This is a genomic window from Nostoc sp. ChiVER01 (assembly GCF_034531155.1).
Lineage (GTDB): Bacteria > Cyanobacteriota > Cyanobacteriia > Cyanobacteriales > Nostocaceae > Nostoc.
In genome coordinates, this window is the sequence record NZ_JAVRBS010000030.1 from 82,301 (window position 1) to 95,530 (window position 13,230).

A 13,230-nucleotide genomic window follows, 5' to 3' on the forward strand; every position below is an offset into this window, starting at 1 on the left:
GGCTATGTATCTTATGATTGTTGTAATCTGCTATATAGATAATAAATTTATATTTATTTTTTGAAAATAAATCAACTCATTTGATATAGATAAAATAAATTCTTAGGAGAGTAAAAAACATGGTTCAAAAGCTGTCGGAAAAAGCTTCTAAAAAAGGGTTAATTACATTAGTAATTGCAGCTACTGCTATTACAGGTGGAATTGTTGCTTATGGGATTTCTCAGTTTGGATCAGTTGGTCAAACCGAGAAATCTGAGCCTGTTGAAACCACGCCCAACATTCAAAAAGTAGCTGCATTAGGACGGCTAGAACCGGAAGCAGAGGTAATTAGCTTGTTTGCACCTTTAGCATTGGATGGCGATCGCATTGCCAAAATTCTAGTCAACGAAGGCGATCGCGTTAAAGCTGGACAAGTGGTAGCAATTTTAGATGCTCGCGATCGCTTGCAAACTGCTGTACTACAAGCCCAACAACAAGTCAGAGTTGCTCAAGCTAAACTCGCTCAAGTGCAAGCAGGAGCAAAAGCAGGAGAAATTCAGGCCCAGCAGGCAAGCGTTGAACGTCTCCAGGCCCAATCCCAAGGAGACAGAACAGCGCAACAAGAAGCCATATTCCGCATAGAGGCACAGTGGGAAGGCGACAGAATAGCGCAAGAGGCAACCATTAAGAAGCTAGAGGCAGAACTCAAAAATGCCGAAGCCGAATATCAACGTTATCAGCAGCTCTATTCTCAAGGTGCAGTTTCTAATTCTTTGTACGATAGCAAAGGTTTGACTGTAGAAACCGCCAAACAGCAAGTAGACGAAGCCAAAGCAGTTCTCAACCGGATTAACACCACTGCTAGCAAACAACTTGCCGAAGCAAAAGCAGCACTCGCCCGTACTAACGCCACTGGTAGTAAGCAAGTTAATGAAGCCAAAGCCACACTTAACAGTATTGCAGAAGTCCGACCTGTAGATGTTGCCGCAGCCAAGACAGAAGTTGAAAATGCGATCGCCATACTCAAACATGCCCAAACTGAATTGGCGGGTGCTTACATCAAAGCACCGATGGCAGGACAAATCATCAAAATTCATACGCGAGTCGGAGAAAAAATTAGTGCTTCTGGCATTGCAGACTTAGCGCAAACAAACCAGATGATAGCAGTAGCAGAAGTTTATCAAACCGACATCGGTAAACTGAAACTAGGGCAACAGGCAGTAATTAGCAGTCAGGCATTTGTCGGTGAACTGCGAGGAACCGTTGCTCAAATTGGTTTGCAGGTGAATAGACAAAACGTTTTCAGCAACCAGCCAGGGGAAAACCTTGATAGCCGAGTAGTTGAGGTGAAAATTCGCCTCAATCTTGAAGACAGCAAACGAGTTGCAGGTTTCACTAACTTACAGGTACAGACAGCAATTGAGATATAGAGTTGTTGTTGGCTATCTCGTGTATTTCATCATTTTTTATAACGTGAATTTAATCATGGTTAAAGTCATATATCTTCTACTTTGTGTACTTGGCTTCGTTCTACCTTATTCTCAGTTTGCTCCATTCATTTTAGAGCATGGTCTTGATATAAAGCTGTTTTTTGAACAACTCTTTGCCAACAAAATTTCTGGTTTATTTGGCATGGATGTTATTGTTTCATCCCTAGTCTTGTGGACATTGGTATTTTGGGAAGGAACACGTTTGAAAATGCAAAATCTCTGGGTTTACGTTATCTGTAATCTTTTAGTGGGTGTTTCTTTAGGTCTTCCCTTATTTCTTTTCATGCGAGAACGACAGCTTGAACAGCAAGCTAAAACACTGGGTTATTAAAGGTTTTTTTAAATATGTTTTCTAAACTATTTCGCAAAACGCCGCTAGCATGGCGGCAGTTAATGAAAGAAAAAACTCGTCTGGCTGTTGCAGTCGCAGGTATTACCTTTGCCGATATGCTGATGTTTATCCAGTTGGGATTTGAAAGTGCGCTTTTTGATGCTGCTGTGAAACCTCATCGCAATTTACAGGCAGATTTGGTTTTAATTAGTCCCCAATTTCAAACTTTGTTTTCTGTAAAAAACTTTTCCAGAGAGCGACTATATCAAACATTAGGTTATGAAGGTGTTCAGTCAGTTAATTCTGTCTACATCAGTACTGGACAGTGGCGAAATCCTGAAACACGTCTTGAGCGTGCCATTTTGGTTTGGGGTGTCGATCCGGCACAATCACCGTTCAAATCACCCGAAATTAAACAAAATCAGCATCACCTTAAACAGTTGTATCAAGTTCTGTTCGATCAGGCAGGTCGTCCAGAATACGGGGCAGTTGGCGATATTTTTAAGAAAACAGGCAAATTTGACACGGAACTGAATAGTAAAGCGGTTTTTGTTAAGGGCTTGTTTACTGATGGTGCTTCCTTTGCTGCCGATGGTAATGTGATCACTAGTGATTCGACCTTTCTTCAGCTATTTCCACAGCGTCAACCCGATCGCATCGAAGTTGGATTGATTACGCTTAAACCAGATGCCGATACAGAAAAAGTGCGATCGCAACTTGTCAATGGACTACCTAAAGATGTCAGAGTCCTGACTCCAGAAGAGTTTGCCAAAGTGGAGAGAACTTACTGGGAACAAGGTACTGGCATTGGTTTTATTTTCGGTTTAGGTACAGCAGTTGGGTTTATTGTTGGCATCGTGATTGTCTACCAAATCCTTTACTCGGATGTTTCTGACCACTTGCCAGAATATGCCACCCTCAAAGCAATGGGATACACCGATAATTATCTCTTAGGAGTTCTAATTCAAGAAGCATTATTATTGGCTATCTTAGGTTTTCTGCCTGGATTCATCCTTTCTTTTGGATTGTATCAAGTCACCTACGCTGCGACGATGCTTCCTATTTTTATGAAAATGGAACGGGCGATCCAGGTTTGGATTTTGACCGTGATTATGTGTAGTGTTTCTGGAGCGATCGCAATGCGGAAGTTACGAGCTGCTGACCCTGCCGATGTTTTTTAGATGTGATGAATCGCGTCTCTACAAGAATTATTTTCTTATACCCAATGCCCGATAAAATCCTATGTTGCAAAAATCTTTACCAGAAAATTATAACTCGACACTTTCTGTTTTAGAATCTGTAATTTCTATCAGTAATCTTAACCACTATTTTGGTGAAGGTGCGCTTCGCAAACAAGTATTATTCGATATTAATTTGGAGATTAAGGCTGGGGAAATTGTTATTATGACTGGCCCCTCTGGTTCGGGGAAAACCACCTTGTTAACCTTAATGGGTGGATTGCGTTCTGCTCAAGAAGGTAGTCTCAAAATCTTAGGGGAGGAAATTCGTGGCGCTAAAAAGCTGCAATTAACTAAACTTCGTCGCCAGATTGGCTATATTTTCCAAGCTCATAACCTAATGACTTTTTTGACAGCAAGAGAAAATGTGCGGATGTCTTTAGAGTTGCACGAGGATTTTTTAAATCAGGATATTGATGCTAAAGCGATCGCTATTTTGGAAACTGTCGGTTTAGGAGATCGTATAGATTATTACCCAGAGAAACTATCTGGAGGGCAAAAGCAACGGGTTGCGATCGCTCGTGCTTTAGTTAGCCATCCTAAGATTGTTTTAGCAGATGAACCTACTGCTGCACTCGACAAAAAATCTGGACGCGATGTCGTAGAAATAATGCAGAAGCTAGCTAAAGAACAAGGATGTACAATTTTGCTAGTTACCCACGATAACCGCATCCTCGATATTGCTGATCGCATCATTTATATGGAAGATGGTCAGTTGAAGACAGATGGCGTAGATTCTATCACAACAAGCAAGTAATACTAATTCCTAATTTGCAAAAATCTATGAATAAAGAATCACCTCAATTCATCAACTATATTGTTTCAAATTTGCAGTCAATTGAGGGAATTATAGCCGTCTCATTGGGTGGTTCACGGGCACGAGGCAACCATACCCTAAAGTCAGATGTGGATTTGGGGATTTATTACAATCCAGAAAAACCGCCCGATTTAATTGCTCTAAATCGCCTCGCCTGTGAGCTTGATGATAACCATCGCGTAAATTTGATTACTGCGATCGGCGAATGGGGAAAGTGGATTAACGGTGGTGGTTGGCTACAGGTTCAAGGTGTAGGTGTAGATTTTCTCTATCGTGATTTGGTGAAGGTAAATCGTGTCATTGATGATTGCCATGCTGGACAAATTACTATTGATTATCAACCAGGACATCCTCATGGTTTTGTATCCTCGATTTATATGGGAGAAATTGCTTTTTGTCACGCACTTTACGACCATAATGGTGTTTTAGAAGCTTTGAAGCTTAAAACAAAGCCTTATCCAGTTGGGCTGAAACAGGCAACTATTGATACTTTCGCCTGGGAGATAAGTTTCTCGCTGTTGGTCGCAAAAAAGGCAATCGCCCGCAATGATATTGTTTATGCAGCAGGTTGTTGTTTCCGTAGTGTGGCGTGTATGAATCAAGTTTTATTTGCGCTCAATGAAGATTACCTGTTGAATGAAAAAGGGGCACTCGCAATTGCTAATAAGTTCGCTATTTGCCCACAGGACTATCAACAACGGGTTGAGCGAGCGTTTGCACTTTTAACTGCCGATGCAAAATCAATAACTGAGGCGATCGCAATTCTTGAGGCGATTGAGGATGATTTGAGTCAATGGTATGGAAATCGGCGATTAGTAATGTAATGTTCCCGTCCCTGTACCCCACAAAAAAGAATATATTATCTAAAAGTCTTTTAAATCAAAGACTTTAGTCATTGAGTACATTATTAATACATATTAATAGATGCAGTATTGCGGATGAGATATTAATAGATGCAGTATTGATTGAAAGTTAATTTAAGAGCCTAAAGGTATCAACATATCCTTTAAACACGGAGTAAATCCTACCGTGAAATTTTTAATGCAGATAATACGTTTACTTTCTAGTACTGGCTATTTCTGATTCTTATATTCACATGTTCTGATAATGCAGCTTAGAGGCGGGGACAAAAATCATATTATGAACAAAACCTTTGCAACCATTGACGGGAATGAGGCTGTTGCCCGTGTTGCTTACAAATTAAATGAAGTGATTGCTATTTATCCCATCACCCCCTCTTCAGCAATGGGTGAATGGGCAGATGCTTGGTCAGCAGAAGGTCGTCCCAACCTCTGGGGTACTATTCCTAGCGTTGTGCAGATGCAAAGCGAGGGGGGAGCGGCTGGTGCTGTACATGGAGCATTGCAAACAGGTTCCCTGAGTACCACCTTCACGGCATCTCAGGGTTTATTGTTGATGATACCCAACTTCTATAAAATTGCTGGTGAACTGACTAGCGCCGTGGTTCACGTTGCCGCCCGTTCTTTGGCTACTCATGCCTTATCAATTTTTGGCGACCATAGTGACGTTATGGCAGCTCGTGCGACTGGTTTTGCCCTGCTGTGTTCCGCTTCGGTGCAGGAAAGCCAAGATTTTGCTCTCATTGCCCATGCTGCTACCTTAGAGACGCGAGTCTCGTTTATGCATTTCTTTGACGGTTTCCGTACTTCCCATGAAGTGCAGAAAGTCAAATTGCTGTCAGATGATGATTTGCGATCGCTCATCCACGATAACCTAATACTTGCCCACCGCAGCCGTGCCCTCACCCCAGATCGTCCAGTATTGCGCGGTACTGCCCAAAACCCCGATGTCTACTTCCAAGGACGGGAAGGAGCTAACCCTTACTACAACGCTTGTCCAGATATTGTCCAGCGTATCATGGATGAATTTGGAGAACGCACGGGAAGGCATTACCAAATCTATGAATATTACGGCGCTAAGGATGCCTCGCGCGTTATCGTTCTTATGGGTTCAGGTTGTGAAACCGTCCATGAAACAGTAGATTATCTTAACGCCCGTGGTGAAAAACTTGGTGTAGTGAAAGTGCGACTTTATCGCCCCTTTGATGTCCAAAGGTTTGTTGCAGTATTACCAACTAGTGTACAAGCGATCGCAGTTCTCGACCGCACCAAAGAAGCAGGTAGCGCTGGGGAACCTTTGTATTTAGATGTTGTGGCTGCTATCCATGAGGCGTGGGGGGATGAGAGCAGGGGAGCAGGGGAGCAGGGGAGCAGAGGGGAAGTTTTAGTAAGTCTTTCCCCTCTGCCCCTCCGCCCCTCTGCCCCTCTGCCTAAAATCATTGGTGGTCGTTATGGTCTTTCTTCTAAGGAATTTACGCCGGCGATGGTGAAGGGCATTTTTGATAACCTTGCTCAAGCTAAACCAAAAAATCACTTTACGATTGGGATTAATGACGACGTTAGTCATACTTCCTTGAGCTATGACCCTAATTTCTCTACAGAATCGGATAATGTTGTTCGGGCAATGTTCTATGGGTTAGGTGCTGATGGTACTGTTGGGGCTAATAAAAATTCTATTAAGATTATTGGTGAAGAAACCGACAATTACGCCCAAGGCTACTTTGTCTTTGATTCTAAGAAATCTGGCTCAATGACCGTTTCTCACCTCCGCTTCGGTAAAGAGCCAATTCGCTCTACCTACTTGATTGACCAAGCTAACTTTATTGGTTGTCATCACTGGGGATTTCTGGAACGCATAGACATTTTAAAGGCTGCTATTCCTGGGGCGACTTTGCTGCTTAACAGTCCACACAATGCAGATACCGTCTGGGAATATCTGCCGCTAAAGGTGCAGCAGCAAATTATCGACAAGCATTTGAAGTTATACGTAATAAATGCTAGCCAAGTTGCCCGCGAAAGTGGCATGGGTGGAAGAATTAACACTATTATGCAAGTATGCTTCTTTGCCCTAGCAGGTGTCTTGCCGCAAGAAGAAGCGATCGCTAAAATCAAACAAGCAATTGAAAAAACCTACGGTAAAAAAGGCGTAGAAGTTGTCCGCATGAACTTGCAAGCTGTAGACAACACCTTAGACAACTTGCATAAAGTAGATATTCCCCAAACAATCCGCACAGACGCGATTAATCGCGTCTCTACTCCAAACTCTTGTACAGACGCGATTAATCGTGTCTCTACTCCTGAATTTGTGCAAGAAGTTCTGGGCAAAATCATGATTTGGGAAGGTGATGACTTACCTGTTAGCACATTACCAGTTGATGGCACCTTTCCCGTAGGTACTGCCAAATGGGAAAAACGTAATGTTGCCGAAGAAATACCTGTGTGGGAGCCGGATGTCTGCGTTCAATGTGGTAAGTGCGTCATGGTTTGTCCTCACAGTGCCATCCGGGCAAAGGTTTATCAAGCCGATGAGTTAGTGAATGCACCAGAAACCTTCAAGTCAACTGGTGCAAAAGATAAAGACTTTGCCAATCAAAAATTTACCATTCAAGTTGCCCCAGAAGATTGTACAGGATGCACTATTTGTGTAAATATTTGCCCTGCTAAAGATAAATCTGAGCCATTGCGGAAAGCGATTAACATGGCACAGCAGTTGCCATTGCGAGAACAAGAACGGAAAAACTGGGATTTCTTTTTGAGTTTACCTAATCCTGACAGGCGATCGCTAAAATTAAACCAGATTCGCCAACAACAACTGCAAGAACCTTTATTTGAATTCTCTGGTGCTTGTGCAGGTTGTGGTGAAACACCTTATCTGAAATTATTAACACAATTGTTTGGCGATCGCGCCGTCATCGCCAATGCTACAGGTTGTTCTTCAATATATGGTGGGAACCTCCCCACAACACCTTGGACAACCAACGCCGAAGGACGCGGCCCCGCGTGGTCTAATAATCTATTTGAAGATAACGCCGAATTCGGTTTTGGCTTCCGCCTCTCCCTCGACAAACAAGCTGAGTTTGCGGCGGAACTTTTGCAAAAATTGGGGAGTGGGGAATGGGGAGTGGGGAATGGGGAAATTTACCAATCAGTAATTCCTGATGATTTAATTGAGTCAATCCTGAAAGCTGAACAAAAATCTGAGGCTGACATTTGGGAACAGCGCGAAAGGATAGAACTATTGCAGCAGAAGCTAGATGAAATTGTAACTTTCGATCCGAATCTAAAATCTAAAATCCAAAATCTAAAATCCCTTGCAGACTACTTGGTGAGAAAAAGCGTCTGGATTGTTGGCGGTGATGGTTGGGCTTATGATATTGACTTTGGTGGTATCGATCATGTAATTGCTAGTGGTCGAAATGTGAACATCTTAATAATGGATACAGAAGTGTATTCTAATACAGGCGGTCAATCTTCCAAAGCTACGCCACGAGCCGCAGTTGCTAAATATGCCGCCAGTGGTAAGCCTGCACCGAAGAAAGATTTAGGGATGATTGCCATGACCTACGGAAATGTTTACGTAGCAAGTGTAGCCCTTGGTGCTAGAGATGAACATACCCTGAAAGCATTTCTGGAAGCAGAAGCTTATGATGGCCCATCAATAATTATTGCTTACAGCCACTGCATCGCCCACGGCATTAATATGACCACAGGGATGAATCATCAGAAAACTTTGGTAGAATCAGGTCGTTGGTTGCTGTATCGGCATAATCCAGAATTGCTCAAACAAGGTAAAAATCCATTGCAATTGGATATGCGATCGCCTACGCAATCTGTAGAACATTCGATGTATCAAGAAAATCGCTTCAAAATGCTCACTAAGAGTAAACCAGACGTAGCCAAGCACTTGTTAGAACAAGCGCAAGCTGAGGTAGATACACGTTGGCAGATGTACCAATATCTGGCAAAGCGCGATATTCTCTGAACATTAGCCCTGATTTTAGTTATAAACATTGCGACTTGAGTAACTCAAGTCGCAATTTTCGTTACAAACACTAGATTTTTCGTTACAAAATCATCATTTTGGTTAGTAAAATCGTGATTTTCGTTACAAACACTAGATTTTTCGTTACAAAATCATCATTTTGGTTAGTAAAATCGTGATTTTCGTTACAAACACTAGATTTTTCGTTACAAAATCATCATTTTGGTTACTAAAGTCGTGATTTTCGTTACTAACGCTGTGGTTTAAGTTGTGTTAAGCCTAAATTTTAGCTAACAAACGCGTAAATGTTGGGTTTCCTTCCTTAACACAATCTGTAAAAGGATTGCGATGTCTACGATCGCCTGTCATCCTCGAACACAAGAGCATGTTGCACACAAGATTTACTAACTAACGCAACTCTTGGAGACGCGTAATGCCTACTATGAGGTTCCGCCTCGCGCAAAAGCATTTCCGGATTTTACCTAGAAACGAGATTTCAAGAAACAACTTTAGCGTAGGCGTAGCCCGCCGTTAGGCATCGCACCAACCGATCAAACCACCAAAGATCAACTCTGTGCTACAAGACGCGCTACGAGGTGCTACGGTAATTATGGAGTATTGTTATTGGGTCGTTAATCGAGTTCTTCACTAGTGATGGATGAGATCAAAAGAGAGTTTTAGAGCGTACCTAATAATTTTGGAATACTTTGTAAAAAAGTGGGATGTTTTGTCTAAACCCTTAATTTATCTTTTTCCGAGTTGATATGTTGATATATTAACCACGCAGTCAATAACTATTTAATAACTATTATGTGGGAGAGGTAATTATGGCAAATTCATTATTCAATTTCCTTAACGTCTCTGATTTGAATGGCACTAATGGCTTTGTAATTAACGCCATTGCAGCAGGTGACTTGTCAGGCTACTCAGTCAGCAATGGGGGGGACATCAACGGTGATGGCATTGACGACCTGATTATTGGGGCATATGGTGCCTCCCCCAACGGCAACTTTCGTGCTGGGCAAAGCTATGTAGTGTTTGGGGGGAGGAATCTGGGCAGTGGCGGTACCTTTAACCTCTCTGATTTGAATGGCACTAATGGCTTTATAATTAACGGCATTGCAGAATCTGACTTCTCAGGCAACTCAGTCAGCAATGCAGGGGACATCAACAATGATGGCATTGACGACCTGATTATTGGGGCAAATAATGCCTCCCCCAACGACATCTCTGGTGCTCGACCTGGGCAAAGCTATGTAGTATTTGGAGGGAGGAATCTGGGCAGTAGCGGCAGTCTCAACCCCTCTGATTTGAATGGCACTAATGGCTTTATAATTAACGGCATTGCAGAATCTGACTTCTCAGGCAACTCAGTCAGCAATGCAGGGGACATCAACAATGATGGCATTGACGACCTGATTATTGGGGCAAGTGGTGCCTCCCCCAACGGCAAAAAATTTGCTGGGCAAAGCTATGTAGTATTTGGGGGGGCAAATCTGGGCAGTAGCGGCAGCCTCAACGCCTCTGATTTGAATGGCACTAATGGCTTTTTAATTAACGGCATTGCAGAACGTGACTTCTCAGGCTACTCAGTCAGCAATGCAGGGGACATCAACGCTGATGGCATTGACGACCTGATTATTGGGGCACTATATGCCTCCCCCAACGGCATCACCGAAGCTGGGCAAAGCTATGTAGTGTTTGGGGGGGCAAATCTGGGCAGTAGCGGCAGCCTCAACGCCTCTGATTTGAATGGCACTAATGGCTTTTTAATTAACGGCATTGCAAAATATGACACCTCAGGCATCTCAGTCAGCAATGCAGGGGACATTAACGCTGATGGCATTGACGACCTGATTATTGGGGCACTATATGCTTCCCCCAACGGCAACTCTCTTGCTGGGCAAAGCTATGTAGTGTTTGGGGGGAAGAACATCGGCAGTGGCGGCACCTTTAACCTCTCTGATTTGAATGGCACTAATGGCTTTATAATTAACGGCATTGCAGCAGGTGACAATTCAGGCATCTCAGTCAGCAATGCAGGGGACATCAACGCTGATGGCATTGACGACCTGATTATTGGGGCATCTGGTGACTACTACAACTACGAAGATTTTCCTGGGCAAAGCTATGTAATATTTGGGGGGAGGAATCTGGGCAGTAGCGGCAGCCTCAACCTCTCTGATTTGAATGGCACTAATGGCCTTTTAATTAACGGCATTGGATCCGGTAACTCTACAAGCGCCTCAGTCAGCAATGCAGGGGACATCAACGCTGATGGTATTGACGACGTGATTATTGGCGCACCTTTTGCCTCCCGCAACGACATCTCTGCTGCTGGGCAAAGCGATGTAATATTTGGGGGGAAGAACATCGGCAGTGGCGGCACCCCTGGTAAGCTGACTGGAACTCCTGGTGCAGATACCCTCTTTGGCAAACCTAGCAACAACATTGATGGGTTAAATGCTAAAGATACCCTAACAGGCAACGGTGGTCAAGATAAGTTTGTCTTTCACTCTAGCGATGCCAATGACATTATCACTGATTTTGCTGGCGTAGGTCAGGGCTACAACCCATCATCGGCTGTGATTGCCAATGTTGATACACTGCAATTTATAGGTAATGGCTTAACTGCCCAAAATCTGCAACTCACTCAAAAAGGCAACAACTTAGAAGTTACCTTTGAAAATGTTGCATCCACCAAAGTAACTCTGCAAAACTTCCTCTTAGAAAACCTGGATAACCTGCCAGTAATTTCTTCAAAACCAGCGACTGGCAATATTTTGTTTGATGGGCAAACTAGGATTACTGATAGCTTTGATGTGATTAATGCAAACTCCACTCAAACTAGCATTTTCAACAGAAACACTGTCACCTTCCTTAATGATTTAAACAATAACATCACGGGTTTTGACTACTCCAATGATGTAATTAATGGTCAAGGGGGTGACGACAAAATCAATGGCTTGAGTGGTGATGACTTGCTGCGGGGCGATGCTGGCAATGATATTCTCATCGGTGGTGCTGGTAATGATACCCTTGTCGGTGGTGCGGGTGCTGACAAGTTCCTTTACAATACCAATGCTCCCTTTGCCTCGGATGCTGTTGGTGTAGATACCATTAGTGACTTTAACAGTCCCCAAGGTGACAAGATTATCTTAGATAAGACTACCTTTAATGCAATTACTTCTGCTACGGGAACAGGTTTTAGTAACGCCAATGATTTTAAAATAACTTCTTCTGTGGCGACTAGCACGGCAAAAATTGTCTACGATTCTGTGAGTGGGCAATTGTTCTACAACCCTAATGGCTGCACGCCTGGTTTTGGCAGTGGTGGTCTATTTGCAACTCTAACTGGTGCGCCTACTCTTATGGCATCAGATTTTGTCCTGCAAGCATAGTTCGTTCAAAACATCAAGTTCCAAGCTTGGAATCTTGAAGACCACAGGGATGAATCATCAACTCTGGTAGAATCAGGTCGTTGATTGCTGTATCGGCATAATCCAGAGTTGCTCAACAAGGTAAAAATCGGTTGCTTTTTGGTTATGCGATCGCCTACGCAATCCGTAGAAAATTCGATGTATCAAGAAAATCGCTTCAAAATGCTCACCAAAAGTAAACCCGAAGTAGCCAAGCACTTGTTAGAACAAGCTTAAACTGAGGTAGATACACGTTGGCAGATTAATAACTATATTATGTGGGAGAGGTAATTATGGCTAATTCATTATTCAATTTCCTTAACGTCTCTGATTTGAATGACACTAATGGCTTTATAATTAACGCCATTGCAGAATCTGACTTCTTAGGCTACTCAGTCAGCAATGCAGGGGACATCAACAATGATGGCATTGACGACCTGATTATTGGGGCAAATAATGCCTCCCCCAACGACATCTCTGGTGCTCGACCTGGGCAAAGCTATGTAGTATTTGGAGGGAGGAATCTGGGCAGTAGCGGCAGTCTCAACCCCTCTGATTTGAATGGCACTAATGGCTTTATAATTAACGGCATTGCAGAATCTGACTTCTCAGGCAACTCAGTCAGCAATGCAGGGGACATCAACAATGATGGCATTGACGACCTGATTATTGGGGCAAATAATGCCTCCCCCAACGACATCTCTGGTGCTCGACCTGGGCAAAGCTATGTAGTATTTGGAGGGAGGAATCTGGGCAGTAGCGGCAGTCTCAACCCCTCTGATTTGAATGGCACTAATGGCTTTTTAATTAACGGCATTGCAGCAGGTGACAATTTAGGCAACTCAGTCAGCAATGCAGGGGACATCAACGCTGATGGCATTGACGACCTGATTATTGGCGCAAGTGGTGCCTCCCCCAACGGCAAAAAATTTGCTGGGCAAAGCTATGTAGTATTTGGGGGGGCAAATCTTGGCAGTAGCGGCAGCCTCAACCTTTCTGATTTGAATGGCACTAATGGCTTTTTAATTAACGGCATTGCAGCAAGAGACTTCTCAGGCTACTCAGTCAGCAATGCAGGGGACATCAACAATGATGGCATTGACGACCTGATTAT

General features: G+C 43.3%; 7 protein-coding genes and 2 pseudogenes. All 9 read left to right on the top strand.

Going from position 1 to position 13,230, the window contains the following annotated elements; all coding sequences use genetic code 11:
• The first annotated feature begins 119 nt into the window (after positions 1 to 119).
• Positions 120 to 1,409, top strand: a complete 1,290-nt coding sequence (locus RMY00_RS29145) for an HlyD family efflux transporter periplasmic adaptor subunit (RefSeq protein WP_322650868.1) — start codon at positions 120 to 122, stop codon at positions 1,407 to 1,409.
• Between the two features lie 55 nt (positions 1,410 to 1,464).
• Positions 1,465 to 1,800 carry a DUF2834 domain-containing protein gene (locus RMY00_RS29150; protein WP_322650869.1) on the top strand — a complete coding sequence of 112 codons (336 nt, stop codon included), beginning with the start codon at positions 1,465 to 1,467 and terminating at the stop codon, positions 1,798 to 1,800.
• Between the two features lie 14 nt (positions 1,801 to 1,814).
• Entirely contained in the window at positions 1,815 to 2,981 is a 1,167-nt protein-coding gene (gene devC / locus RMY00_RS29155; protein WP_322650870.1) for an ABC transporter permease DevC, read from the top strand.
• A gap of 61 nt (positions 2,982 to 3,042) precedes the next feature.
• Positions 3,043 to 3,795, top strand: coding sequence for a DevA family ABC transporter ATP-binding protein (locus RMY00_RS29160; protein WP_322650871.1), 753 nt, complete (start codon positions 3,043 to 3,045; stop codon positions 3,793 to 3,795).
• Positions 3,796 to 3,821: 26 nt separating this feature from the next.
• Positions 3,822 to 4,679, top strand: a complete 858-nt coding sequence (locus RMY00_RS29165; protein ID WP_322650872.1) for a nucleotidyltransferase domain-containing protein — start codon at positions 3,822 to 3,824, stop codon at positions 4,677 to 4,679.
• 316 nt (positions 4,680 to 4,995) lie between these two features.
• On the top strand, positions 4,996 to 8,697 hold the full coding sequence (nifJ, locus tag RMY00_RS29170; RefSeq protein ID WP_322650873.1) for a pyruvate:ferredoxin (flavodoxin) oxidoreductase: 3,702 nt from the start codon (positions 4,996 to 4,998) through the stop codon (positions 8,695 to 8,697).
• 827 nt (positions 8,698 to 9,524) lie between these two features.
• Positions 9,525 to 12,098, top strand: a complete 2,574-nt coding sequence (locus tag RMY00_RS29175; RefSeq protein ID WP_322650874.1) for a hypothetical protein — start codon at positions 9,525 to 9,527, stop codon at positions 12,096 to 12,098.
• A 28-nt stretch (positions 12,099 to 12,126) separates the two neighbouring features.
• Positions 12,127 to 12,353 (top strand): annotated as a pseudogene (locus tag RMY00_RS29180) (hypothetical protein); the annotation flags it as partial.
• Between the two features lie 56 nt (positions 12,354 to 12,409).
• Positions 12,410 to 13,230, top strand: a pseudogene (locus tag RMY00_RS29185) (integrin alpha); the annotation flags it as partial.